The 25,333-nt window shown below is 69.5% G+C and carries 21 protein-coding genes; 11 read left to right on the top strand and 10 right to left on the bottom strand.

From position 1 onward, the window contains the following. Nucleotides 1–37: 37 nt before the first annotated feature. From H536_RS0105070 to H536_RS0105050, 5 genes are all read left to right on the top strand, one after another. On the top strand, nucleotides 38–1,000 hold the full coding sequence (locus H536_RS0105070; protein WP_162142648.1) for an aldose epimerase family protein: 963 nt from the start codon (nucleotides 38–40) through the stop codon (nucleotides 998–1,000). Nucleotides 1,001–1,178: 178 nt separating this feature from the next. After that, on the top strand, nucleotides 1,179–2,741 hold the full coding sequence (locus tag H536_RS0105065; RefSeq protein ID WP_024349435.1) for an OpgD/OpgG family glucan biosynthesis protein: 1,563 nt from the start codon (nucleotides 1,179–1,181) through the stop codon (nucleotides 2,739–2,741). Further along, entirely contained in the window at nucleotides 2,738–3,055 is a 318-nt protein-coding gene (locus H536_RS0105060) for a hypothetical protein (protein ID WP_024349434.1), read from the top strand. Before H536_RS0105065 ends, H536_RS0105060 begins: the two co-directional genes overlap by 4 nt. A 64-nt stretch (nucleotides 3,056–3,119) precedes the next feature. Then, on the top strand, nucleotides 3,120–4,913 hold the full coding sequence (mdoH, locus tag H536_RS0105055; RefSeq protein ID WP_024349433.1) for a glucans biosynthesis glucosyltransferase MdoH: 1,794 nt from the start codon (nucleotides 3,120–3,122) through the stop codon (nucleotides 4,911–4,913). Between the two features lie 40 nt (nucleotides 4,914–4,953). Continuing rightward, complete coding sequence (locus H536_RS0105050; protein WP_244495359.1) at nucleotides 4,954–6,141, top strand: OpgC family protein; 1,188 nt, start codon at nucleotides 4,954–4,956, stop codon at nucleotides 6,139–6,141. Between the two features lie 70 nt (nucleotides 6,142–6,211). Here the strand turns inward: H536_RS0105050 and H536_RS0105045 are convergent, their stop codons facing one another. Next, on the bottom strand, nucleotides 6,212–7,711 hold the full coding sequence (locus H536_RS0105045; RefSeq protein ID WP_024349431.1) for a CoA-acylating methylmalonate-semialdehyde dehydrogenase: 1,500 nt from the start codon (nucleotides 7,709–7,711) through the stop codon (nucleotides 6,212–6,214). 127 nt (nucleotides 7,712–7,838) lie between these two features. Between H536_RS0105045 and H536_RS0105040 the strand changes: the two genes are divergently transcribed. The 3 genes from H536_RS0105040 (at nucleotide 7,839) to H536_RS0105030 (ending at nucleotide 12,007) form a co-directional block, all read left to right on the top strand. After that, the gene (locus H536_RS0105040) at nucleotides 7,839–8,726 is read left to right on the top strand and encodes a LysR family transcriptional regulator (protein ID WP_024349430.1); all 888 of its coding nucleotides are present in this window, start codon (nucleotides 7,839–7,841) and stop codon (nucleotides 8,724–8,726) included. A gap of 176 nt (nucleotides 8,727–8,902) precedes the next feature. Then, nucleotides 8,903–9,316 (top strand): universal stress protein, encoded by a 414-nt coding sequence (locus H536_RS0105035; protein ID WP_024349429.1) that lies wholly within the window; start codon nucleotides 8,903–8,905, stop codon nucleotides 9,314–9,316. A 264-nt stretch (nucleotides 9,317–9,580) separates the two neighbouring features. Further along, nucleotides 9,581–12,007 carry an EAL domain-containing protein gene (locus H536_RS0105030; protein WP_024349428.1) on the top strand — a complete coding sequence of 809 codons (2,427 nt, stop codon included), beginning with the start codon at nucleotides 9,581–9,583 and terminating at the stop codon, nucleotides 12,005–12,007. Here the strand turns inward: H536_RS0105030 and cobT are convergent. Further along, nucleotides 12,004–13,020: a nicotinate-nucleotide--dimethylbenzimidazole phosphoribosyltransferase gene (gene cobT / locus H536_RS0105025; protein WP_024349427.1), complete on the bottom strand. Its 1,017-nt coding sequence runs from the start codon at nucleotides 13,018–13,020 to the stop codon at nucleotides 12,004–12,006. The two genes, H536_RS0105030 and cobT, sit on opposite strands and share 4 nt — an antisense overlap. 108 nt (nucleotides 13,021–13,128) lie before the next feature. Here cobT and H536_RS0105020 point away from each other — a divergent pair, with 108 nt between their 5' ends. Continuing rightward, nucleotides 13,129–13,905, top strand: coding sequence for an adenosylcobinamide-GDP ribazoletransferase (locus H536_RS0105020; protein ID WP_024349426.1), 777 nt, complete (start codon nucleotides 13,129–13,131; stop codon nucleotides 13,903–13,905). 5 nt (nucleotides 13,906–13,910) lie between these two features. On the opposite strand, the gene cbiB is transcribed toward H536_RS0105020, so the two are convergent. The 3 genes from cbiB to H536_RS0105005 are packed head-to-tail and all read right to left on the bottom strand — an operon-like array spanning nucleotide 13,911 to nucleotide 17,229. Next, a complete protein-coding gene (gene cbiB / locus H536_RS0105015) occupies nucleotides 13,911–14,900 on the bottom strand; it encodes an adenosylcobinamide-phosphate synthase CbiB (RefSeq protein WP_024349425.1) in 990 nt (329 codons plus the stop codon). Further along, nucleotides 14,897–15,931, bottom strand: coding sequence for a threonine-phosphate decarboxylase CobD (gene cobD, locus H536_RS0105010; RefSeq protein ID WP_029702771.1), 1,035 nt, complete (start codon nucleotides 15,929–15,931; stop codon nucleotides 14,897–14,899). Before cobD ends, cbiB begins: the two co-directional genes overlap by 4 nt. Beyond that, nucleotides 15,931–17,229, bottom strand: coding sequence for a cobyrinic acid a,c-diamide synthase CobB (locus tag H536_RS0105005; protein ID WP_024349423.1), 1,299 nt, complete (start codon nucleotides 17,227–17,229; stop codon nucleotides 15,931–15,933). The genes cobD and H536_RS0105005 overlap by 1 nt, the downstream gene beginning before the upstream one ends. A 71-nt stretch (nucleotides 17,230–17,300) precedes the next feature. Between H536_RS0105005 and H536_RS0105000 the strand changes: the two genes are divergently transcribed. Together H536_RS0105000 and H536_RS0104995 are read left to right on the top strand one after the other, a co-directional pair. After that, nucleotides 17,301–18,428 carry a cobalt-precorrin-5B (C(1))-methyltransferase gene (locus H536_RS0105000; RefSeq protein ID WP_024349422.1) on the top strand — a complete coding sequence of 376 codons (1,128 nt, stop codon included), beginning with the start codon at nucleotides 17,301–17,303 and terminating at the stop codon, nucleotides 18,426–18,428. After that, complete coding sequence (locus H536_RS0104995; protein WP_024349421.1) at nucleotides 18,412–19,164, top strand: cobalt-precorrin-6A reductase; 753 nt, start codon at nucleotides 18,412–18,414, stop codon at nucleotides 19,162–19,164. The genes H536_RS0105000 and H536_RS0104995 overlap by 17 nt, the downstream gene beginning before the upstream one ends. On the opposite strand, the gene cobM is transcribed toward H536_RS0104995, so the two are convergent. The 5 genes from cobM to H536_RS25430 are packed head-to-tail and all read right to left on the bottom strand — an operon-like array spanning nucleotide 19,161 to nucleotide 25,307. Beyond that, nucleotides 19,161–19,940 (bottom strand): precorrin-4 C(11)-methyltransferase, encoded by a 780-nt coding sequence (cobM, locus tag H536_RS0104990; protein WP_024349420.1) that lies wholly within the window; start codon nucleotides 19,938–19,940, stop codon nucleotides 19,161–19,163. The two genes, H536_RS0104995 and cobM, sit on opposite strands and share 4 nt — an antisense overlap. Continuing rightward, entirely contained in the window at nucleotides 19,937–21,781 is a 1,845-nt protein-coding gene (cobJ, locus tag H536_RS0104985; RefSeq protein ID WP_024349419.1) for a precorrin-3B C(17)-methyltransferase, read from the bottom strand. The genes cobM and cobJ overlap by 4 nt, the downstream gene beginning before the upstream one ends. After that, complete coding sequence (cobI, locus tag H536_RS0104980) at nucleotides 21,778–22,521, bottom strand: precorrin-2 C(20)-methyltransferase (RefSeq protein WP_024349418.1); 744 nt, start codon at nucleotides 22,519–22,521, stop codon at nucleotides 21,778–21,780. The genes cobJ and cobI overlap by 4 nt, the downstream gene beginning before the upstream one ends. Continuing rightward, entirely contained in the window at nucleotides 22,518–23,741 is a 1,224-nt protein-coding gene (locus tag H536_RS0104975) for a bifunctional cobalt-precorrin-7 (C(5))-methyltransferase/cobalt-precorrin-6B (C(15))-methyltransferase (protein WP_024349417.1), read from the bottom strand. The genes cobI and H536_RS0104975 overlap by 4 nt, the downstream gene beginning before the upstream one ends. 3 nt (nucleotides 23,742–23,744) lie before the next feature. After that, nucleotides 23,745–25,307 (bottom strand): precorrin-8X methylmutase, encoded by a 1,563-nt coding sequence (locus H536_RS25430; protein WP_306302713.1) that lies wholly within the window; start codon nucleotides 25,305–25,307, stop codon nucleotides 23,745–23,747. Nucleotides 25,308–25,333 lie beyond the last annotated feature (26 nt).

The raw sequence follows: 25,333 nt of genomic DNA, 5'->3' as shown, positions 1-25,333 counted from the left end.
CGATCGCCGGCTTGCGGCAGCGGAGGGGACAATGCCGATGAGCGAGTTCGTGACGATTGCCGGCGGCGGCCTCAGCGCCGAGATCGCGACAGCCGGCGCAGCGGTCCGGGCCGTTCACCTCGACGGATTTGCCCATTCGCTGGTCGTCGGCGCCGCCGACCCCGAGCATTACACCGCCGGCAACCGCGAATATCTCGGCGCCACCATCGGCCGCTTCGCCAATCGGATCGGCGAAGGTCGCTTCACCATTGACGGCCGGGGCTCCCAGCTTGCCCGCAACGACCCGCCCAATCATCTGCATGGCGGTCCGAAGGGCTTCTCGACGCGCATCTGGACCATCGTCGAGCGCGCCCCGGACGCGCTGACCCTGAGCCTCGTGTCGGCCGATGGCGACGAGGGCTATCCCGGGACCGTCGACATCACCGCCCGCTTCGCGATCCTGCCGGACCAGACGCTGTCGGTGAGCTACGAGGCGACCAGCGATCGCCCGACCCCGGTGAATCTGACGACGCATTTCTACTTCAATCTCGACGGCAGCGACGACATTCGCGGCCACCGGCTGACGCTGACGGCGGATCGCTATCTGCCGATCGACGCCGCGGCGCTTCCAACCGGGGCGATTGCACCGGTGGCGGACACACCGTTCGACTTCGGCGCGGGCCGGCTGGTGGGCGAGGCCCCCGATCCGCTCGACCACAATTTCTGCCTGGCCGATGCGCCGGAGGCCGCGCCGCGCCTTGCCGCCCGGCTCGCGGGCGCGGCGAGCGGCATCACCCTGGCGCTCTCTACCACCGAGCCCGGCCTGCAGGTCTATGACGGCGCCAAGCTGGATGGCTCGATCATGGGCCATGGCGGGGTGCCGATCGGCAGCCGCTCGGCCCTGGCGCTGGAGCCGCAGGGCTGGCCGGATTCGCCCAATCGGCCCGAGTTTCCCCAGACGATCCTGCGGCCGAGCGAGACCTATCGCCATCACAGCCTCTACCGTTTTTCCGCCGGCTGACACACGCCCTGCCCTCGTCAGGAAGCGTTCATCATCCGGGCCTACAAGCCTGTGCGCGGCGGCTATGTAATCGCCGCAATTGTGCCTATGCTCACGCCTTCGTGTCTGTTCTCAAACTCACAAGCAGCCCGTGAATCACAAGAGTTTTGCGTCCCGCCGTACCGCGCTGAAGACAGGTGTGGCCCTCACCCTCGCAGCGCTTCTGCCCCGTCCGGGCTTTGCCCAGGAGACGGAGGCTCCCACGCCGCCGGCCCGCCAGCCGGCAACCGTCGGCGCGCCCGATGCGCCGTTCACCTTCGATGAGCTGGCCGCGCGCATGCAGCAGCGCGCCGGGGAATCCTACAGCGCGCCGGCCAACGAGCTGCCGCAGGAAATCCTCGACCTCAATTACGACGAGCACCGGGCGATCCGCTTCCGGCCGGACCACGCCCTGTGGCGCGCCGAGCCGGTGGAGTTCCACCTGCAGGCCTTCTATCCAGGCTGGGTGTTCAAGGAGACAACCAAGGTCTTCGTCGGGCAGAATGGCGTCTACAATCGCCACGATTTCGCGCCGTCGGACTTCGAATACCGGCCGCCGCTGGATCCCTCGAAATTCCAGGACCTGCCGCTGGACGGCGTCGCCGGGTTCCGGATCCATGCGCCGATCGAACGGCCGGACTATTTCGACGAGCTGGTGACCTTCCTGGGCGCGAGCTATTTCCGCGCGCTGGGCACCGGCACCCGCTACGGGCTGTCGGCGCGCGGCCTCGCCATCAACACGGCGACCAGCGAGACCGAGGAATTCCCGCGTTTCAGCGCCTTCTACATCGACGCGCCGAAGCCGGGCGATTCGCGCATCCGGCTGATGGCGGAGCTCGACAGCCCGAGCCTCACCGGCGCCTATTCCTTCCTGATCACGCCGGGCCCGCAGACCACCATCGACGTGACCACCCGGCTGTTCTTCCGCACCGACGTCAACCGCGTCGGCATCGCGCCGCTGACATCCATGTACACTTTCGGCGAGAACGACCGCTTCGGTCGCGACGACTTCCGCCCCGAGGTCCATGACAGCGACGGCCTGTGCATTCGCCGGGCCGATGGCGAGAAGCTGTGGCGGCCGCTGAAGAACCCCGAAAACCTGGCGATGTCCTATTTCCAGGAGACCAGTCCGCGCGGCTTCGGCCTCCTGCAGCGCGATCGCGACTTCTCCCATTACGAGGACATCGAGGCCCGGTACGAACTGCGGCCGTCGCTGATGATCGAGCCGCTGGGCGACTGGGGCAAGGGTACCGTCGAGCTCGTCGAGATCCCGACGGATTCGGAAGCCAACGACAACATCGTCGCCTTCTGGGTGCCCGAGGCCAAGGCCGAAGCCGGCGGCGCGATGGAGTTCAGCTACCGGATGCACTGGGGCCTCGACGTCGAGCCCGAGGACAACCAGGCCAAGGTCACCGGCACCTTCATCGGCGTCGGCGGCAACGCGGCGGATGCCGACCTGTCGACCCATCGCATCGCCATCAATTTCGAGGGCGGCAGCATTGCCAAGCTGCCCGCTGATGCCCAGATCGAGCCCCTGATCGACGTGCCGGACAACACCCGGCTGATCCATTCGGGAATCGCGCGGCTGCCCAATGGCGGCTGGCGCGTCGCCCTGGAACTCGAGAAGACCGATTCACAGCCTGCTGAACTTCGCGTGAAACTTTCGATGCTGCAGCGCATTGTCAGTGAGACGTGGCTCTATCAATGGACGAACAGGACATGACCGTTTTTGCAACGGAAGACCGCCGCTCCATGCAGGAGACCAATGCCGGCCGGCTGATCGGCCGGGCCGATCTGGACGACGATGTCGTACTGGACGCCGTGCGCACGCGCCTTGCCGCGAGCGGACGCGCCGACGATGCCGAACGCGTGCTGGCCGCTGCCATGCAGGGCGATGCGGCGTCGCTGGCCTTCGTGCGCACGGTCGCCGTCCCGCCGCCCGTGGCGCGGCTGACAATGCCGATCCAGCCGCTGACTGGCCGGCCGCTGCGCTTCCCGACGATCTCGCTCGGCCGCCTTTCCGCCGACCGCAATTGATCACCATGCCTGAACGGCCCGGTGTGATCCGGGCCGTGGCACCATCTCACCGACGGACACCGCGTTGATCACGGCTCAGCGTCTTCTCTTCGCCCTGGCCTCCGTCGTGCTGGCGGCGATCGCAGCTTCGCTGTTCTTCATCGTCGTGACGGTGAACGGGGTGACCTATCTGCACATCGTGCAGATCAGCCTGCTCGTGCTGTGCTGCCTCTGGCTCGCCTGGGGCTTCAACATGGCGCTGGCCGGCATCATGTCGTCCGGCGCGCCGCCGCGCCGCCGGGCGCTGCCCGGCCATGTCAGCCGCACCGCCATCCTTGTTCCCGTCTACAACGAGGACGCGGAGGCTGTGCTGGCGCGCGTCGGTGCCATGTATGAGGGCCTGCGCAGCATCGGCGGGCTCGATGCCTTCGACTTCTACATCCTCAGCGATTCCACCCGGGCCGAGAACGTCGCCGCCGAACGGCGCGGCGTCGATATGCTGCTATCCGAACTCGGCGCGGCCGGCCGCCTCTACTACCGCAACCGCGAGAAGAATGTCGGCCGCAAGGCCGGCAACATCGCCGACTTCGTCACCACCAGCGGCGGCGCCTACGACTACATGCTGGTGCTCGACGCCGACAGCCTGATGCGGCCGGAGACCATGGTGGAGATGGCCGCCCGGATGGATGGCGACCCCGAACTCGGCCTGTTGCAGACCCAGCCGCTGATCATCGGCCGGCGCACCCTGTTCGGCCGTGCGCTACAGTTTTCCGCAGCCCTGTTCTCGCCGGTCTTCTCGCGCGGCATCGCGGTGCTGCAGGGCCGCGAGGGGCCGTTCTGGGGCCACAACGCCATCCTGCGCGTGCGTGCCTTCGCGGCGTCATGCGGCCTGCCCGACCTGCACGGCCGTCCGCCCTTCGGCGGCCATATCCTTAGCCATGATTCCGTCGAGGCGGCGCTCTTGGCGCGGGCCGGCTACAAGGTGCAGGTCGATCCGGACCTCGAAGGCTCCTACGAGGAAGCCCCGGCCAACATCATCGAATATGCCAAGCGCGACCGCCGCTGGTGCCAGGGCAATCTGCAGCACGGCAAGCTCCTCGCCGCGCCGGGGCTGAAGCTGTGGAGCTGTGTCTCCCTCGCCAGCGGGATCATGGCCTATGCCGCCTCGCCGATCTGGCTGATGTTCCTGATCGTCAGCCTGCTCGACCCGATCCTGGCGCCGGAGCCGAACTATTTCCCGGCCGATTCCCTGTTCCCGGTGTTCCCGCGGCCCGAGACCGGCAAGGCGCTGCTCCTGCTCTTCGGCATCTTCGTGCTGCTGCTTCTGCCCAAGACGCTGATCGCGGTCGGCAGCGCCTTCACCGCCCGGCGCCGGCGGTTCGGCGGGACGCTCGCTGTGCTGGCCGGCGCGACGGCGGAGCTGGTGATGACCAGCATCCTCGCCCCGGTGATGATGATGTTCCAGTCGAAGGCCGTGGCCGAGATCCTGATCGGCGCCGATGCCGGCTGGCCCTCGACCGAGCGCGCTGACGGCAGCCTGCCGCTCGACGCCGCCTTCAAGGCGAGCTGGTGGATGGTGCTGGCCGGCGGCCTCGTGCTCTTCGCCACGATCAACTACGCCCCGAACCTCGTCCTGTGGACCCTGCCGATCGCGCTGCCGCTCGTCGCGGCCCCGGTCCTGATCAGCGCCACCGGCAATCCGGCGCTGGGCGACTGGGTGCGTCGCCAGCGCCTGTTCGAGACCCCCTTCGAGTCCGATCCCGAGCCGGTGATCCGCAGCTATGCCCTCTGGCAGGAGCGGCTGGCCCGTCTTTCGGCCGGCGGCGACCTTGAGAAAGCCACAGTGTCGGTGGCACCGGTGCTGCCCGATCCCGCATGAGGCTGCCCCCGAGACGATGACCGCTGTCACCCGTACTGCCTTGAAGTCACCCCGCGATTACCGGGTGGACTTCTGGCGCGGCATCGCGCTCGCGATGATCTTCGTCAACCACATCCCGGGCAATGTCTGGGAGAACTTCACCTCCCGCAATTTCGGCTTCTCCGACGCGGCCGAACTGTTCGTCTTTCTGGCGGGCTTCGCCTCGGCCTATGCCTATGCCCCGCTGTTCCTGGCGGGCGAACGGGTCGCGGCGACGCTGAAGGCGTGGCGCCGGGCGGGCGTGCTCTACCTCGTCCACATCACCCTGACCGTGGCTGCCATCGGCATCTTCTCCTGGGCGGCGCTGGCGCTCGGCTATGGCGACATGATGCGCACGATCGGGCTGCGCTCCTTCATCACCATGCCGATGGAGACGATGATCGGCGTTGCCGGCCTCGGCCACCAGCTCGGCTATGTGAACATCCTGCCGATGTATTGCGTGCTCCTGCTGATGCTGCCGCTGCATCTGGCGCTGGCGCAGATCAGCCGCGGCGCGATGCTCGCCGGCGCCGTCCTGATGTGGATCGTGGCCTATGTCTGGGCGATTGACGTGCCGGCCTTCCCGCTGCCCGGCGGCTGGTTCTTCAATCCGTTCTCCTGGCAGCTGATCTTCGCCTTCGGCCTTTATTGCGGCCTGAACCGCCGCGAGACCGGTGTCGCCGTGCCGTACCGGCCGTGGCTCTACGCGCTGGCGCTCGCCTATGCGCTGCTGGCCTTCCTGACCATCCGCTTCGGCCTGTGGTGGATCTGGGGCCAGAGCCCGCTGCCGGTGCTGATCACCGGCTTCGACAAGACCTATGTCAGCCTGACCCGGCTCCTGCACGTGATGGCGATCTGCTACCTCTTCGCCAATGCCGCGGCGACCTCGCCCTTCGCCAACATCTCGCGCGACAACATCTTCACCATGCTGGGGCGCCATTCGCTGCCGGTCTTCGCCGTCGGCACCGTTCTGTCACTGTGCGGCCAGGTGCTGAAGCATGGTTCGGAACCGTCGATCTGGTTCGACACGCCCATGGTGCTGGCCGGTCTCGCGATCCTCTTCGGCCTCGCGCGCTATCTCGACTGGTGGCGCGTTGCCCAGAAGGTCACGGTGCGCAGCAGCGAGGCGGCCGCCGAGAGCGCACGCGGCGCCATGGCCACGCCGGACGAGCCGCTGACGCCGATCCTCAAGACACGCCGCCCGGTCTGACAGTCTTTCCCGACATGCGAAAACGGGCGCCGATGGCGCCCGTTCTGCATTCTGTCGTCTGGATCGGTCCTTACCGCATGACCGGCATGGCGAACTCGGCACCGTCCTTGATGCCCGACGGCCAGCGGCTCGTGACCGTCTTGGTGCGGGTGTAGAAGCGGAAGGCGTCCGGGCCGTGCTGGTTGAGGTCGCCGAAGCCCGAGGCCTTCCAGCCGCCGAAGGTGTAGTAGGCCAGCGGCACCGGGATCGGCACGTTGACGCCAACCATGCCGATATTGATGCGGCTGGCGAAGTCGCGGGCGGCGTCGCCGTCACGGGTGTAGATCGAGACGCCATTGCCGTATTCGTGGCTCATCGGCAGGTCGATCGCTTCCTCATAGTCCTTGGCGCGCACCACCGACAGGACCGGGCCGAAGATCTCGGTCTTGTAGATGTCCATGTCCTTGGTGACGTCGTCGAACAGGCAGGCGCCGACGAAGAAGCCGTTCTCGTAGCCCTGCATCTTGAAGCCGCGGCCGTCGACGGCAAGCTTGGCGCCCTCCTCGACACCCCGGTCGATGAGTCCCAGCACGCGCTGCTGCGCCTCGCGGGTGACCAGCGGTCCCATGTCGACGTCGTCGCCGGCCGTATAGGGCGCGATCTTCAGCGCCTCGACCCGCGGGATCAGCTTCTCCATCAGGCGGTCGGCGGTCTCCTTGCCGACCGGAACGGCCACGGACACGGCCATGCAGCGCTCGCCGGCCGCGCCGTAGCCGGCACCGATCAGGGCGTCGGCCGCCTTGTCGATGTCGGCGTCCGGCATGATGATCATGTGGTTCTTGGCGCCGCCGAAACACTGGACGCGCTTGCCGTTCGCGCAACCGCGCGAATAGATGTACTGGGCGATCGGCGTCGAGCCGACGAAGCCGATGGCCTGGATGTCCGGATCGTCGAGGATCGCGTCCACCGCGCCCTTGTCGCCGTTGACAACGTTGAGGATGCCTTCCGGCAGGCCGGCCTCAATCATCAGCTCGGCCAGCATGATCGGCACCGACGGGTCACGCTCGGACGGCTTCAGGATGAAGGCGTTGCCGGCGGCGATCGCCGGGGCGAACTTCCACATCGGGATCATCGCCGGGAAGTTGAACGGCGTGATGCCGGCCACGACGCCCAGCGCCTGGCGGATCGAATAGAGGTCGATGCCGGGGCCGGCACCCTCGCTGAACTCGCCCTTCAGGAGATGCGGCGCGCCGATGCAGAACTCGGCGACCTCCAGGCCGCGCTGCACGTCGCCCTTGGCGTCGGGAATGGTCTTGCCGTGCTCGCGCGACAGCACCTCGGCCAGCTTGTCCATGTCGCGGTTCAGAAGCTCGACGAACTTCATCATCACGCGGGCGCGGCGCTGCGGGTTGGTCGCCGCCCAGGCCGGCTGCGCCGCCTTGGCATTCGCGACCGCCGCGGTCAGCTCGTCGGCGCTTGCCAGCGCGACCTGGGCCTGGACCTCGCCGGTAGCCGGATTGAAGACGTCGGCCGTGCGGCCGCTCGTGCCGGCGACGCGCTTGCCGCCGATGAAATGTCCGATCTGTTCCATCCGGTTTCCTCCTGTTGCGGGTATTGCCCTCAGTCTTCGCGCAGGCGGCAGTGAAAGCCAATCCTTCGCTTTGCGCATCCGTTGTGCGTAGATTGAAGTCCTGGGCGCGGATTGGAGAGGAACGGACGTGAACTGGGACGATGTCAGGCTGTTTCTCGCGGTGGCGCGGGCCGGCCAGATCCTGGCAGCCGCGCGGCGGCTGGAACTCAATCACGCGACCGTTGGCCGGCGGCTGACGGCGCTCGAAACGGCCCTCGGCGCCCGGCTTCTCGACCGGCGTCCGAATGGCTGCGAGCTGACGCCCACCGGCCGCGACTTCCTCGAACAGGCCGAGCGCATGGAAGCGGTCATGCTGGCGGCGCGTGCCGATATCGGCGCCACCGAACTGGCGCTTTCCGGCACCGTGCGGGTGGGAACGCCCGACGGTTTCGGCACGGCGTTCCTCGCCCCCCGCCTCTGGCGGCTGACCGAACGCCATCCCGACCTCACCGTCCAGCTCGTGCCGGTGCCGCGCGCCTTCTCGATCTCGCGCCGCGAAGCCGACATCGCGATCACCGTCGCCCGCCCCGAGGCCGGGCGGCTCGTCGCCGGCAAGCTCACCGACTATGCGCTCGGTCTCTATGCCTCACGCGGCTACATCGCTGCCCATGGCGCCCCGGCCTCGCTGGCCGAGCTCGGCCGGCACCGTCTCGTCGGCGCGGTGGAGGACCTCCTCTACAGCCCACGGCTCGCCTACCACACCGACATCGTCGCCCACTGGCCGGCGCATTACGAGGTGTCGAGCGCGATCGGCCAGACCGAGGCCGTGGCGGCCGGCGCCGGGATCGGCATCCTGCACGGCTTCATGGCCGCCGACCGCCCCCAGCTCACGCGCATCCTGCCGGAGGAGACGATCCATCGCAGCTACTGGCTGGTCTATCACGAGAGCGTCCGCGACATCCGGCGGATCGCCGCCGTCGCCGACTTCATCCGCGACTGTGTCAGCGCCGAGCGGGCCGCCTTCGCCGCCGGCTGACAGAGCCATCGTCCCCGAGGGTTCGACGCGACGGCCGAGGGTCTTATGTGACCTTGGACCAGCGGACGCACGTCCGGGTCATCGCGAGCACCCGGACGGACACTTGATCGCCGTCAATCCTTCGGCCGCCGCGCCATGCGCATATCGGTCGGAGCCCGAACGCGAAGGAGACCGCCATGTATGCCAGGATCATGATCCCCGTGGACCTCACCCATGTCGACAAGCTCGACAAGGCGCTGAAGACGGCCGCCGGTCTCGCCAGCCTCTACAATATCCCCGTGCACTATGTCGGCGTGACCTCCAACGCGCCGTCCGGCGTCGCCCATACGCCGGAGGAATATGCCGGCAAGCTGGAGGCCTTCGCGGCGGGCCAGGCCCGCGACCACGGCGTCGAGCAGACGTCGAAGGCCTATGTCCGCCACGATCCGAGCGTCGAGCTGGGCCGCACCCTTCTGGACGCGATCGACGAATGCGGCGCGGATCTCGTGGTCATGGCCTCGCATGTTCCGGGGCTGCCGGACCATCTCTTCACATCCCATGCGGGCCATCTGGCCACGCACACCTCCGCATCCGTCTTCGTGGTGCGCTGACCGGGGCGACCTGGGCGCCGCATCCGCTGCAAGCCGCCGCCGCAGTTTTGTGCAGTGGCCGCGCGTCGCACCGCCGATGCCGACACGTTCAGGGAAGAGTTCCGGGCGCCGGCCGGCACGACGGCCATCGCGCCTGACCACCTGTCATTACTGTCAATTTTACATTTCCTTCACGGAAGGGAGGGCAAAGTCCGGCCGTCTTAGTTTCAGCGTCGTGATCGGTTTGCCGATCCAAACGGCCGGATATCGGCGACAGGTGTTTCCTTGGCCGCATTTGGGCAGAACTTTCTCGTCGACCATTCCCTTGGTTTCGTCGCGACGGCACTCGTCGTCTGCGCCATCATGGCCGCGATCGTCCTGACCATTCTCGACCGCGCCAGTTCGGTCGAAGGCGGCCGGCGCTACAAATGGATGGCGGTGAGCGCCGCGGTCGCCGGCCTCGGCGTCTGGACGACCCATTTCGTGGCGATGCTCGGCTTCCGGCCCGACGTCATTCTCGGCTACGATCCCATGGTCACGATCGTGTCGGTGTTCGTCGGCATCCTGTTCGTCGGCCTGCCCCTGGCGGCGACCGTCCTCGTGCATTCGCGGGCCGCCCGGATGGCGCTCGGCGCAATCGCCGGCCTCGGGGTCGGTGCCATGCACTTCACCGGCATGAGCGCGTTGCAGGGGTGCCTCGCCGCCTACGATCCACTGGTCACGCTGATCTCGCTCTTCGCCGGCGCCGGGTTCTTTGCCGCGGCGATGTCGATGCCGCCCCGTGGCAAGCAGCGCCTCGCCGTCGCCACGCTGATGGTGCTGGGCGTCTGCTTCCTGCATTTCATCGCGATTGCGGGCCTGACCCTCAGCGCCGCCCCGGCCGCCGAGGTCTGGATCGTCGAACCGGTGACGCTGTCGGCCTTCGTCGCGCTCGCTGCGCTGATGATCTTCATCACCGCCTTCATCCTGGCCGTGAACGGCGAGAAGCTGGACGCCTCCTCGCGGGCGGCGGCAGCTGACGCGGCGGAGCATCTGCGCGTCCTGTCGGCGGCGCTCCAGAACATGTCGAACGGCCTCGTCATGGTCGGGCCGGACGGGATCATCACGTTGCACAACGAGCGCGCCTACGAGCTGCTCGGCATCGGCCCGAACGAATTGCGCTCAGGGCTGGCCCTGTCGTCCTTCCTCGACAATTTCGGCCACAAGGCGGGCTGGGACGCCGCGCGGATCGACCGAGTGATCGACAACCACACCGTCTGGATGCGCCGCTCCACCATCACCCGGGTCGAACACCACCTCGCCGACGGCCGGGTCATCGGGGTGGCCTGCTGCCCGATGGCCGACGGCGGCGCGATCCTGACCTATGACGACATGACAGAGGCCCGGCAGGTCCAGGCCACGATCACGCACATGGCCTATCACGATGCGCTGACCGGACTGCCGAACCGCCGCAGCTTCCAGGACGAGCTGAAGGCGCGCTTCGATTCGGCCAAGCCGACCACCATCGTGATGATCGACCTCGATCGCTTCAAGGCGGTCAACGACACGCTCGGCCATCCGGTCGGCGACGCGCTGCTCATCCAGGTCGCGGACCGGCTGCGGGCCTGCTGCGATCCGAACGATCTGATCTTCCGCCTCGGTGGCGACGAGCTGGCGATCCTGCCGGGCGACGACGAACACAGCGATACGCTGGCGCGCCGCGTGGTCGAGGGCTTCGAGCGCCCCTTCACGGCCGACAAGCACCGCATCAGCATCGGCTGCAGCGTCGGCCTCGCCACGGCCGACGACGTGGACGACCCGGACCTGGTCGTCCGTCAGGCGGATCTTGCCCTCTACAAGGCCAAGAAGAACGGCCGCAACCGCATCGAGCGCTACGAAAGCGGCATGATGGAGGATGCGGTCAAGCGCCGGGACCTGGAAATGGACATGGTCCGGGCGCTGAAGGAGGGCCAGTTCTCGCTGAATTATCAGCCGCTGTTCAACCTGCCGACGCGCGAACTCGTCGGCTTCGAAGCGCTGATCCGCTGGACCCATCCGACCCTCGGCCTGATCTCGCCCGTCGACTTCATCCCCTTGGCCGAGGAGACCGGGCTGATCACCGAGATCGGCGAATGGGTGCTGAACGAAGCCTGCCGCGAGGCCAGTCGCTGGCCCGGCGAACTCTACGTGTCCGTCAACGTCTCCCCGGTCCAGCTGCACAAGACCGACATGCTGCGGCAGGTGACGAGGGCGCTGGCCGAGCACGGCCTGACGGCGCAGCGCCTGGAGCTGGAGCTGACCGAGACGGCCATGGTCGACGACGGCCGCCGGATCAATGCGACCCTGACCGCCCTGCGCAGCCTCGGCGTGCGCATCGCGATGGACGATTTCGGCACCGGCTATTCGTCGCTGGCGCATCTGCGCGAATTCGATCTCGACCGGATCAAGATCGACCGCAGCTTCATCGATTCCGCGCCCGACGATGTCAGTTCGCTGGCGGTGCTGCGGGCCGTCACCATGATGGCGAAAGACCTGTCGATCGCCACCACCGGCGAAGGCGTGGAAAGCGAGGAGCAGCTGGCCCGCCTGCTCGACCTCGGCTGCGGAACGGCCCAGGGCTATCTCCTCGGCCGCCCCATGACGGCCGAGGCCGCCCGGGCTCTCATGCAAACCAGCGACGCCATACAACAGGCCGTCGCCGGGATCGGCCCCGGCGAGCTGGCGCGCGCCTAGACCCGGTTCGAGACCGCCGCCTGCTCGAAGGTCGCCATGCCGGAATGGCATTCCGCCGCCGCCTTGACGATGCCGGCGGCCAGCGCCGCCCCGGTGCCCTCTCCGAGCCGCATGCCGAGGGCGAGCAGCGGCACCTTGTTCATGGTCTCCAGCGCCCGGATATGTCCCGGCTCGGCCGAGACATGGCCGAACAGGCAATGATCGAGGGCCTGCGGGTCCATGGCGTGGAGCACCGCCGCCGCCGCCGTCGAGACGAAACCGTCGACGATCACCGGCACCTTCTGCATGCGCGCGGCGAGGATCGCACCGGCCATCGCAGCGATCTCGCGTCCGCCGAGGCGCCGCAGCACCTCCAGCGGATCCGACAGATGCCCCGCGTGGCATGCCAGGGCCCGGGCCACGACCTCGGCCTTCTTTTCCACCCCGGCCGAATCCTGTCCCGCGCCGGGGCCGACCCAATCGCGCGGTTCGCCGCCGAACAGCGCCGTGAAGATCGCCGCCGCGACGGTGGTGTTGCCGATGCCCATCTCGCCGATGCACAGGAGGTCGGGCTCGCCGGCCAGCACCTCCATGCCGAAGGCCATGGTGGCGGCGCAGGTGCGCTCGTCCATCGCCGCCTCTTCGGTGATGTCCTTCGTCGGCACTTCCAGCGCCAGGTCGAAGACCTTCAGGCCGAGATCGTAGGCCGCGCAGATCTGGTTGATCGCCGCGCCGCCGGCCGCGAAGTTCGACACCATCTGGGCCGTCACCTCGGGCGGGAAGGGCGACACGCCCTGCCGGGTGACGCCGTGATTGCCGGCAAAGACCGCGACCAGCGGGCGCCGCACCGCCGGCTGGCGCCCCTGCCAGGCGGCCAGCCACTCCGACAGCTCCTCCATGCGGCCGAGCGCGCCGGCCGGCTTGGTCAATTGCGCCTCGCGCTCGCGCTTGGCGTTCACCGCAGCCACGTCGGGGCCGGGCATACGGCGCACCAGATCGCGAATGTCGTCGAAGGGCAGTCCGGTGGTGGACATGGAGCGAATCCTCTAGGTTCCGGAACGTTGACGGCGCGCGGCGCCGCTCGGGAATGGAAAGCGTTGCCGCCGCAATGGCGCAGCCGCGCGCGGGGAGCAAGGGCCGCCATGGAGCGATATGTCGCCGCGACGCTGCGCAGCCTCGCTTTCCTCACCCGCATGCCGCCGGTCCCATGGGCCTTCACCGGCCATCATCCCCTCGGCGACGACACCCACGCCTTTCCCGTGGCGGGCGTCATCGCCGCGCTGCCGGCGGCTGTGGTTCTGATGCTTGCCGCCGCGCTCGGCCTGTCGCCGCTGGTCGCCGCAACGCTCGCCGTCGCCGCGCTGGTGTTCACCACCGGCGCCCTGCACGAGGACGGGCTGGGCGACGTGGCCGACGGGCTCGGCGGCCATCACGAGCGCGAACGCGCACTGGCGATCATGAAGGACAGCCGGGTCGGCAGCTATGGCGCGCTGGCTCTCGTCCTGTCGGTTGTCCTGCGCATCGCCCTCTTCGCCGAACTCGCCGGCACCTACGGAGCCCCCAGCGCGGCGCTGGCGCTCGTCGCCGTCGCGGCGGTCAGTCGCGGCGCCATGGCCTGGCTGTGGTCGTCGCTCGTCTCGGCCGATCCCGGCGGCCTCGCCGACCGCGTCGGCCGCCCCGACACCCGCACCGGCCGGCTGTCGCTCGTGATTGGCACGATCCTCTATCTGGGCGGCGGTCTCATCGCCTGTGGCATCGGGACGACACTGGCCGGCTACGTCTTCGGGGCGTTGACCCTTTTCGGCTTCCGTCGTTTCATCACACGCCGGCTCGGCGGCCAGACCGGCGATTGCCTCGGCGCCGCGCAGCAGCTCGTCGAGCTTTCGGCGCTGACGGGCCTTGCGATCTCCATCGGCTGACAGGCTCACAGGCCAAGGGTCCAGGCTGCGAGCGCGAGGATCGCTGCGATCGACAGGAGAAGATTGGCCATCCCGCCGAACAGGCCGATCGCCGCCGCGATGTCCGTCACATTTGCGGCGCGCCGTCCCGCCGGATTGAGCATCGGCGCATCGACCACGAGTTCGCCGTAGCTTCGCGGGCCGCCCAGCGACAGATCGAGGGAAGCCGCGACCGCCGCCTCGGGCCAGCCGGCATTGGGCGAGCGATGCCGCGGCGCGTCGCGCCGGGCAATCGCCATGACCGATCCGACGAGAGACAGGCTGCGGGCATGAAATGCGGCGACAAGGGCGAAGAGCAGCGCCGTGAGCCGCGCCGCCGGCCAGTTCATGGCGTCGTCGAGCTTCGCCGAGGCGAAACCGAAGGCGCGGTAGCGGGCATTCATGTGGCCGATCATCGAATCGGCAGTGTTGACCGCCTTGTAGGCCAGCAGCCCCGGCAGGCCGAAGACCAGATACCAGAGGAACGGCGCCACCACCCCGTCCGAGGCGTTTTCGGCAAGACTTTCGATGGCCGCCCGGCAGACGCCGGCCTCGTCGAGCGCATCGGGATCGCGGCCGACGATCATCGCCACCGCCCGCCGACCTCCGGCGAGCCCCTCCCCCTCCAGCGCGTCGGCGACGGCGCGCACATGGTCGACAAGGCTCTTCTGGGCGAGAAACACCGCCAGAACGAGGATTTCCAGCACCCAGCCGAGCGGACCCGCCATGGCGAAGACGCGTGACAGAGCGAAGCCGATCGCGGCCGCTCCGACGACGAGGATCGCAGCGGCGACAAAGCCGTTCCGTCGCCGGCGGGCCTGGGAATAGCCCTCGCGGTTGAGCCTCGCATCCAGCGCATCGACGGCCTTGCCGAACAGCACCACCGGATGCGGCAGACGGCGCCAGAGCCAATCCGGGTCGCCCACCAGCCGGTCCAGCCCCGTCCCGGCAAGAAGCAGGGCGAAATGCAGGCTCATGGCGCGCCGTCGATTTCGGCGAGCGCCGCGCGCAACGCCGTTTCGAGACGCGCGGCCTCTGCTCCATCCGCCGGATTGCCGAAGCGTAGCCAGTCGCCGGGCGTCTGGAACGGACGGGTGAGAATGCGGCGCCGACAGAGTGCAGCAAAGAGATCGTGGGCGCGCGGATGCGCGACGGTGGCGAACAGGCCGGTGCCGCCCACCAGGGGCAGGCCGACGGCGCCGAGCGTGGCCCTCAGGAGCCCTTGCTGCCGCAGGATGCCGGCCCGCGTCTCTGCCACCAGTGCGTCATCGCCCAGCAGCGCCGCGCCGATGGCAAGCGCCGGTCCGGAGACGGCCCAGGTGCCGAGCCTCTCCCCGAGCTGCGCTTCCAGGGTCGGCGTCGTCAGGGCGAAACCGAGGCGCAGCCCCGCCAGACCGAAGAACTTGCCAAAGGAGCGATAGACAAGCAGCCCGTCGCGACCCGTGCAGGGCGCGAGCGAGCGGGCCCCATCGACATCGGCAAAGGCTTCGTCGACGATCAGAAGGCCGTCCCGCGCCGCCAGCCGATCGGCGAGGACAAGTAGCTCCGCCGGCTCGAAGACACGGCCATCGGGATTGTTCGGGTTCACGACCACCACGATCCGCGCCTCGACCGACACCGCCTCCAGCCCCGCGAAGCGGGTGACCCGGTGGCCAGCGGCGGCGAAGGTCAGGGCGTGCTCGGAATAGGTCGGCGCGAGGATCGCGACATCCGTCGGCGCGAAGAGATGCGGAAGCGCCGCAATCAGCGCCTGCGTCCCTGGGGCGGCGACGACGCCGGCCATGTCGGGCGCGCCGTAGCAGCGTCGCGCCGCCGCCAACGCGGCGCGCTCGAGCCCGGCCTCGGGGAGCCGCTGCCAGAGCTCCGGATCGAGTTCCGGCAGGCGGGGCGGCGTCGGATTGATGCCGGTCGACAGGTCGAGCCAGTCGGCCCGCGCGCCGCCATGGCGTGCGATCGCTGCATCCAGTGCCCCGCCATGCTGGAGCGCCTTCGGATCAGGCGACGCCATCACGCCTCCCCGTCGATGAGATGAAGGAAGGAGCCGAAGACGCTTCCCCGCCGCAGGCCGTAATCGCCCAGTGCCTCGCCGCGCGCATCCTCGGCGGTGAACAGCGGGTCGCCCGGCCCTTCCGAGACGATGGCCGTGTAGTGAAACTCATGCGCCCGCAGCGGTCCGGCCCAGGGACCCGGGCCGCACGGCGTCAGGCGCCGATAGCCGAGATGCAGCCGGCGCTCGCGAAAGCTCGTGCGCAGCGGCAGGAGGCCGAGCATCGGATGGGTGTCGCCCTCCGCATCGGTCAGCGCCTCGCCCAGCACCATGTAGCCGCCGCACTCGCCATAGATCGCAACGCCCCTTGCCGCCGCCGCCGCCAGCAGGGCCGCCTTGAAGCGGCCGGCCCCGGCGATCTGTCCGGCATGGAGCTCCGGATAACCGCCCGGCAGATAGATCGCGTCGGCCCGGTCGTCGGGCGCCTCGTCGGCCAGCGGCGAGAAGAAGGACAGCGCGGCCCCGGCCCGGCGCCAGCTATCCAAGAGATGCGGATAGGCAAAGGCGAAGGCCGCGTCGCGGGCGATCGCCATATGGCGGCCGAGCGGGGCGAGCGGTGTCGCCGCAACAAGGCTGCGCTCCGGATCGTCGCCGCCGGCCAGAGCGGCAAGGGCCGGCACGTCGCAACCGGCTTCGATCCAGTCGGAGGCCCGGTCGAGAAACGCGTCGAGATCGGCGTGCTCGCCCGCCTGCACCAGCCCCAGATGGCGCTCGGGCAGGGCAAGATCGTCCTGTCGCGGCAGCACGCCCAGCACCGGAATGCGAAGCGGTGCCAGCGCCTCGGTCAGCAGCGCGGCATGACGCGGCGAGCCGACACGGTTGAGGATCAGGCCCGCGATCCGGATATCCCCGCGATGGCTGGCGAAGCCCCGCACCAGCGCCGCCACCGAATGGGACTGGCGGGCGCAATCGACGACCAGCACGATCTTCAGGTCGAGCCCTGCGGCGAGATCGGCGGCCGAACCACTGCCGTCGGCCGCGCCATCGAAGAGGCCCATCATCGCCTCGACGACAAGACCGCCCGTCGCGCGGGCCTCTGCTGCCAGTCCGGCGAGCAGCGCCGGCCGCATCGCCCAGGGGTCGAGATTGACGCAGGGCGCGCCGCTGGCGGCGGCATGGAAGGCGGGGTCGATATAGTCCGGCCCGGCCTTGGCCGATCCGACCGAGATGGCGCGGCGCCGCAGTGCTCGCAGGAGCCCGAGGGTCACGCTGGTCTTGCCGGCGCCCGAATGGGGCGCGGCGATCATCAGTCCGCTCATCGCCCGGCCCCCGGCCCCGCATCGGCAACCGGACGCTTTCCGCCGGCCCCCGCCCCGCCTATAAGGCGCCGATGGGCTTCAATCTCGGCGACGACAGGACGGACGGGTCCCGCGACAAGGGCGAAAGCCTGCGCCGCGGCTGGACCACTGGCGCCTGCGCCACCGCAGCCACCAAGGCGGCCCTCACGGCGCTTCTGACCGGCGACTTCCCCGATCCGGTGACGATCACCCTGCCCAAGGGCGAGACGCCGGCCTTCGCGCTGAACCGTACCGAACTGACCGACGATCGCGCCGTGGCGGCGATCATCAAGGATGCCGGCGACGATCCCGACGTCACCCATCTCGCCGAGATCGTCGCGACGCTCCGCTTCGGCGCCCCCGGCTCCGGCATCGTCTTTCGCGCCGGGCCCGGCGTCGGCACGGTGACCCGCGAGGGCCTGCCCATCGCGGTCGGCGAAGCGGCGATCAATCCGGTGCCGCGGCAGATGATGCGCGACGTCGTTGCAGCGCTCTGCGGCGAACACGGCCGATCGGCGGATGTCGAGATCACCCTGTCGGTCACCGATGGCGAGGCGCTGGCGGCGAAAACCTGGAACCCGCGCCTCGGTATTCTCGGCGGCCTGTCGATCCTCGGCACGACCGGGATCGTCCACCCCTTCTCCTGCTCGGCCTGGATTCACTCCATCCACCGCGGCATCGACGTGGCGCGGGCGGCCGGGCTCGACCATGTCGTGGGCGCCACCGGCTCGGCCAGCGAGGATGCCGCGCGGGCGCTGTATCCGGAGCTGCCCGAGATTGCCTATCTCGACATGGGCGATTTCGCCGGCGGTCTGCTCAAATATCTGCGCGCCCATCCGGTGCCCCGCGTCACCATCGCCGGCGGCTTCGCCAAGCTGACCAAGCTGGCCCAGGGCGCGATGGATTTGCATTCGGGCCGCAGCCAGGTGGACTTCGCTTTCCTCGCCGGCCTGGCCGAGACGATCGCGCCCGGGCGCGGTGCCGCGCTGCGCGAGACGATCCTCGGCGCCAACACCGCCAAGGCCGTGCTGGACCTGTGCGCAGCCGAGAACATCGATCTTGCGGACGCGATCGCCGTGCGAGCGCAGGGCAACGCCGCCGCGATCCTGCGCGGCGCCCCCGTCACGCCGCACATCATCGTCGTCGACCGGGCCGGAGGCGTGGTTGCCCGCACCGGCTGAGACGATCCTGATCCTCGGCGGCACCGCAGAGGCGAACGCGCTGGTAAGCCGGCTCTGCGCGAGCGAGCCCGCGCTGCGGATCCTGCTGTCGCTCGCCGGCCGCACGGCCCGGCCGATCCTTCCTGCGGGCTGCGAGATCCGCATCGGCGGCTTCGGCGGCGCAGACGGGCTTGCAGCCTTCCTGCGTGAGTCTGGCGTGAGCTGGCTGGTGGATGCCACCCATCCCTTCGCCGCCGGCATCTCGCGCAACGCCGCCAGGGCCGCCGCGCTTGCCGGCGTCCAGCGGATCGCGTTCGTCCGCCCAGCCTGGGACAAGCAGGCGGACGACACCTGGATCGACGTCGATTGCCTTGGCTCTGCGCGGGACGCCCTGCCCATGGGCGCAAGGCCGTTCCTTGCGCTGGGGCGACAGCATCTCGCGCCCTTCGCCCATCGCCCGGACCTGACGCCCGTCGTGCGGATGATCGATCCGCCGGATCCGCCACTGGCGTTTGCCGCCGAGATCGTCCTCGGCCGGCCATCCTCCGACGCAGAGACCGAAGCCGCGCTGCTGCGCCGGCTCGGCGTCACCCATCTCGTCTGCCGCAATTCCGGTGGCGCGACGTCATACGCCAAGATCGAGGCGGCCCGCCGGTTGGGTCTGCCGGTGGTGATGATCGCGCGGCCCCCGGCCCCACCGCCGCCGCTGGCCGGCTCGCTCGGCGCGGTTCTCGCGCTCCTCGGCATCGCCGCCTAGACCGCGGCCTGCTTGCGCCTCGGCCGCAGCACATGGACATGGCCGGCGTCGTAGAGCTTGGAATCGATGAAGTCCTCGGCGCCCAGTGCCCGGCCCACGAAGATCAGCGCGGTGCGGGTCAGCTTGGCCTCGCGCGCCTTGCGGTGAATGTCGCCCAGCGTGCCGTGGATGAACGCCTCGTCGGGCCAGCCGACGCGATAGGCGATCACCGCCGGGCAATCCTCGCCATAGGCCGGCAGCGGCAGGAGCTCGCGCTGGATATGGGGGATATTGCGCACCGACAGGTGGATCGCCAGCGTCGCGCCGCTCTGGCCCAGCGTCGACAGCTCCTCGCCTTCCGGCATCTTCGACGATTTCATCGCCGTGCGCGTCAGGATCACCGTCTGGCAGATTTCCGGAACCGTGAGCTCCGTCTGCAGCGCTGCCGCGGCGGCGGCGAAGGCCGGCACGCCGGGGGTGATGTCGAAGGGAATATCGAGCGCCTTCAGGCGGCGGATCTGTTCGGCAATGGCGCCGTAGAGCGACGGGTCGCCGGAATGCACCCGGGCCACGTCCTCGCCGCGTTCATGCGCCGCCGCCATCTCGTCGACGATCTCGTCCAGCGTCATCGGCGCCGTGTCGAGCACCTTCGCCCCCTCGGGTGCGGCCTTGACCACCGCCTCGGGCACCAGCGAGCCGGCATAGAGGCAGACCGGGCAGGATTCGATCAGGCGCAGGCCGCGCACGGTGATCAGGTCGGGCGCGCCGGGTCCGGCTCCGATGAAATGGACGGTCATGCCGCGTTGTCCTTTCGAGGGCTTTCCGCCATGCCGGTACCGGCCTTCCCGGCATAGCCGCGGGGCGTGTAGACCCACTCCCGCCCGTCGCCGGTGGTGACGGTGCGCGTGTCGGACGAGCCGACGATCACCACGGTCAGCATGTCGACATCATCGACGTCGAGGGCGCTCAGCGGCACGACACTCAGGCGTTCGCCCGTGCGGCCGAGATTGGTGGCGAGGATCACGGGGGTGTCGGCGGGGCGATGCTTCAAGAGTTCGTCGCGGGCGAAGGCGAGCTGGGTGCGGCGCTTGCGCGAGACGGGATTGTAGAAGGCGATGACGAAGTCGCCCTCCCCCGCGGCGCGCACCCGGCGCTGGATGTCGTCCCAGGGCGTCAGCAGGTCGGAGAGGGAGATAGTGCAGAAATCGTGGCCGAGCGGCGCCCCGGCACGCGCCGCTGCGCCCTGCAGCGCCGAGATGCCCGGCGAGCATTCGATGGCGATGCGTTTGGCGTCAGCGGACACGCCGTCCTTGTCGAGGAGCTCGAAGACCAGCGTCGCCATGGCGTAGATGCCGGCATCGCCCGAGCAGACCAGCGCCACGTCGCGGCCCTCGCCGGCCAGTTCCATGGCGTGACGCACCCGCGCCTCCTCCTCGCCAAGGTCGAAATCGTGACGCGTCTTGCCGCCGGCCAGCGGACCGAGCAGGTCGAGATAGAGCGAATAGCCGACGAGATCGCTGGCCGCGGCGACCATGTCGCTGACCTCCGGCGAGCGCCATTCGGCGCCGCCCGGGCCGATGCCGACCACCGAGAGCCTGCCCCGCGCCCGGCCGATGCGGCCTGCGTCCAGCGGCCGTGGCGCCTCAGCGAGTGCGGCGGTGACCCGGCGGCTCTTGCGCTTGGCGAGCCGCAGGCGCCCGTTGGCGCCGACGGATGCCAGCGCCGCCCCTTCGGCGACGCCGTGGCAGCCGGTCTCGGCGAAGACGATGTCGGAGGGCGTGGCGAGGCGCGGCGCCTCGGCCTCTAGTGCGGCGGCCGTGAAGAACCGCGCGGGCACGCCGAAATGCGCGGCCACCGCATGAACCGCCGGTTCGTCAGCCTTCAGGTCGATGGAGGCGATGGCGGCCAACGCCAGCGGGCTGACGCCGGCTTCGGCAAGGGTCGCCTCGGCCAGCGCGATGGCCTCCTCGGCGGGCGCATGGCGCTCGCTGCCGATGCCGAGAACGAGGCTCTGCGGCCGATAGAGCAGTTCGCCGGCGTTCGGTCCCCCTGCTTCCATGCTGGCGCGCAGGCGCACCGCGCCGTCCGCGGCAAAGGGAATCCGCGAGGCGGTCAGCCAACCGGCAGCAGGCGCGGCTTCGCCGTCCAGCCTGGCATGGGCACCGGCCACGAGCGCCGCCATGGCGGGCTTGGCATCCTGCGGGTTGTCAAGCCGCCAGCCGGCCGGCGGCGCATCGAGCGCAACGCCGAAGCGCAGGTCGCCGGCGGTGGTGACGGCGGCGACGCCGCCGAGTTCGGCCGCGATCGCCCGGGCGAGATCATTGGCGCCGTGATGACCACCGAGCAGCGGCACGGCGGCCGAGCCGTCCTCGGCGACGGCGACGACGGGCGGCTCGGCGGATTTGTCCGACAGCAGCGGCGCGAGGATGCGGATCAGCGCGCCCGCCGCCATCACGGCAACGATCGGCCGCCCCTCCCGGAACAGCGCCTGCAGATGCGGACCGGCGGCCTCGAAGCGAACGGGCGCGTCAAGGCAGCGACCGGCAGCGGCGTGAATCTCACCGCCAAGATGCGTCGCCAAGCGATCCGCGAGCGGCCGGGCGGCATCGGACAGGATGATGATGGCCGGGTTCGTCATTGCGCGGTCTCCCGGCGCTGGATGACCGCGTCCCGAATGCCGGGCTCGGCACCGCGATAGCCGAGGATCATCGAGAAATAGGGGGTGTCGCCCGTCACGTCGGCCAGCGGCATGATGCGCTCCTCGGGCAGGGTCACGCGCTCGCAATAGGCGCAGCCGTCGGTCAGCTTCATCGCGCCGAGCAGCGCCTTCACGCGGCCGAAATGCCGCCCGAGCTTCATGATGGCGAAGGCGTCGGACGCCTCGATCCGCTGGCGCAGGGCGTCGTCGTCGAGGGGCCCGGGGATCACCGTCAGTATGTCGTTGCGGGCGGCCAGCGGGCGGCGCGACGCGGCGGTGGCGGCCATCACCGAGGAAACACCGGGTACGATCTCGACCGGAAAGCGGCCCGACAGGCGCTCGAAGAGATACATGAAGGAGCCGTAGAAGAACGGATCGCCCTCGCAGAACACCGCCACGTCCTGGCCACCGGCCAGCCGGTCGCCGATCCGTGCCGCGGCCTCGTCGTAGATGGCGGCGGCGGGAAAGCGCTCGGTGCGCATTGGCACGACGATGGCGATCTCTTCCTGCGCGCCGGTCAGATAGCCTTCGACGATGGCGCGGGCAAAGCTCGTGCCGTGATCGGGCGCGGGATAGGCGATCACCGGCGCGGCCTTCAGGATGCGCAGCGCCTTCAGCGTCAGGAGTTCGGGATCGCCCGGCCCGACGCCGAGCCCGTAGAGGGTACCGGGCGCGCTCACGGGCGGTCGCTCTTGGTCACATGCCAGTGGATGACCGGCATGGCCGGTCGGAAGCCGCGATAGGGGCCGACCTTCTCGGCCCGGTCGACCTGGATGCGCATCAGCTCGCCGCCAAGCCGCGCATGCAGGTCGAGAAGGATCGCTTCGGATTCGAGAGTGACAGCGTGGGCGACCATCCGCCCACCGAGCTTCAGCGCCTCCCAGGCAGCGTCGAACACGCCGTCGGTCAGACCGCCACCGATGAAGATCGCGTCCGGGGCCGGCAGATCGGCGTAGGCGTCCGGAGCGGTTCCCTCGACGATGCGGAGTTCGGGCACGCCCAGCGCGTCGGCATTCTCGCGGATCATGGCGAGACGGTCCTCGACCGGTTCGATGGCGATTGCCGCCATGCCGGGCGCCGTGCGCAGCCATTCCACCGAAATCGAGCCCGAGCCGGCGCCGACATCCCACAGGAGATGGCCCGGCAGCGGCTGCAATGCCGAGATGGCGAGGCCGCGCAGGACCCGCTTGGTCATCTTGCCGTCATTGACGAAAGCGTCGTCGGCAAGCCCCGGCACCAGCGGCCGCGGTTCGGCGGCCCGGCCGGCGACGCATTCCACCGCGACGGTGTTGAGGTCGGCGATGCCCGTCAGGTCGAAATCGGCCGCGACCGTCGCGCGAATGCGCTCGCGGGTGCCGCCCAGATGCTCGCAGACGACGATCCGGCTGGGCCCGTAGCCGCGCCCGGTGAGGAGCCGCGCAAGAGCCTGCGGCGAGCTCCCGTCCGCCGAATAGATCAGCAGCCGGGCGTCCGGCGCCAGATGCCGCGAGACGGTCTCAAGCGGGCGTCCGTGCACCGTCAGGCACTGGCAGTCGGCCAGCGGCCAGCAGAGGGCAGCGGCGGTCAGCTGGAAGGCCGAGGGCGACGGCAGCACCCGCATTTCGGCCGGGTCGACATGGCGCGTCAGCGTCGCGCCGACGCCGAACCACATCGGATCGCCGGTTGCCAGCACCACGGTCGGCGAGCCGGCACAGGCCTGCAGCGCGATCATGGAATCGCCGAAGGGCTTTTCCCAGGCGATCTGCTGGGCGCTGAAATCGTCCAGCATCGCCAGATGGCGCTCGCCGCCGAAGATCGTCCGGGCGGCGCGCAGCGCGTCCAGCGCTTCCGAGGACAGCGAGTCGAGCCCGCCATCGCCGATCCCCACCACCGTCAGCCAGGGCTGGGCCGCGTCGGTCATGGCCTATTCGAGCCCCTGTGCCAGCGCGTTGACCGCCGCGGCCGCCATGGCGCTGCCGCCGCGCCGGCCGGTCAGTGTCACGAAGGGAATGCCGCGCGGATCGCGCACCAGCTCGGCCTTGGATTCGGCCGCGCCGACGAAGCCGACTGGCAGGCCGACGATCAGCGCCGGCCGTGCCGCGCCCTCGTCGATGCGCTCCAGCAGGCGGAACAGCGCCGTCGGCGCGTTGCCGATGGCGACGATGGCGCCGTCCATGACGTCGTTCCACAGATCGACCTGCGCCGCCGACCGGGTCGTGCTCTCGCGCTCGGCGATGCGGCGCGTGCGCGGATCGTTGAGCCGGCAAACGATCTTGTTCTGCTGGCGCAGCCGCGACGAGATGATGCCGTGGGACACCATCTCGGCGTCGCAGAGGATCGGCGCGCCCCGGTCGAGCGCCGCGCGTCCGGCCTCGATCGCGTCCTCCGACAGGACGAGGTCGGAAACGATATCGGGCATGCCGCAGGCATGGATCAGCCGGATGGCCAGGTCGTGAGCGTTTTCCGGCAGGTTCGACAGGTCGGTCTCGGCGCGGATCTGCCGGAAGCTCTCGGCATAGATCGCGGCGGGATCGCGCAGATAGTTCAGCCGCGAGCCCGGCGCAACATAGGCGTCCGGCTCCTCGGCCGCCGTCTCGGCCAGCCGGTGGCCAAGCCCGGCGATCCAGCCTTCCTCGGTCAGGACGCTGCCGCGCTCGGCCTCGGAGAGGTCGGTCGGCGCCGCCAGGAGCTCGCCGAAGCGGCCCTCGGCGTCGAAGCGGGCGAAGATGTCCGCCAGCCCTTCCACCTGCGCCTCGTCGAGACAGGACTTCTCGCCCTTCTCGATCGCGGCGAGGCTCGGATAGATCTCGGCGAGCACGATCGGCGCGCCGAGATCGTCGGCAAAGCGCGTCTCGAAGGGCCAGACCGACACGTGCTCGGCAAATTCGGGATCGCGGCGCAGATGCTCGAGCCGGGCAATGCCGGTGATCGCCTGGCTGCCGACGCTGCCGGCGAAGGCCAGCTTCCAGACCGGCTGCGCCTTGACGGTCCGCTGTTCGGCGAGGCGCTTTTCGGGCAGCGCCGTCGGATAGGGCTCGGGTCGCGCGACCGGCAGGCCCGGCACCTCCTGGTGCATGGGACGGCCCCAGTACATCGGCGCGAAGGCCAGCGCCTCGCGGTTCAGCCGGCCGGTGACCTCGAAGCGGTTGGAGAAATTGTCGTCGCGGTCCTGCATCGCCTCAGCGAGGAAATGCCACAGAGCGCGCCAGTCCGGCGTGCCGGCGATCGCCGCGGCCGCGCCGGCGGGATAGCCGAAGGGGAAGTCGAAGCCGGCGAAGACGCGCTTGTTCTCGGCCAAGGAGTCCCGGAAGAACTGCCGCAGCATCGCCATCGCCGCCGAGCGGGTCGACGGGTTGGCCGTTTCCAGGAGACGCGTCTCGGCACCCTCGCGCTCGGCAAAGGCGATCCAGATGGAATCCTTGCCGGTGGTCGGCGTGTTCGATGCGGACCAGTCGACGATCGCGTAGCGGTCGAACAGCGGCGTCATCCGATCCTCGTGAAGCTGGAGTGCGG

It is taken from the genome of Aurantimonas coralicida DSM 14790, from assembly GCF_000421645.1.
Taxonomy (GTDB): Bacteria; Pseudomonadota; Alphaproteobacteria; order Rhizobiales; family Rhizobiaceae; genus Aurantimonas; species Aurantimonas coralicida.
The sequence above is the reverse complement of the archived record's forward strand: the minus strand, read 5'-3'. Positions and strand labels throughout refer to the sequence as shown.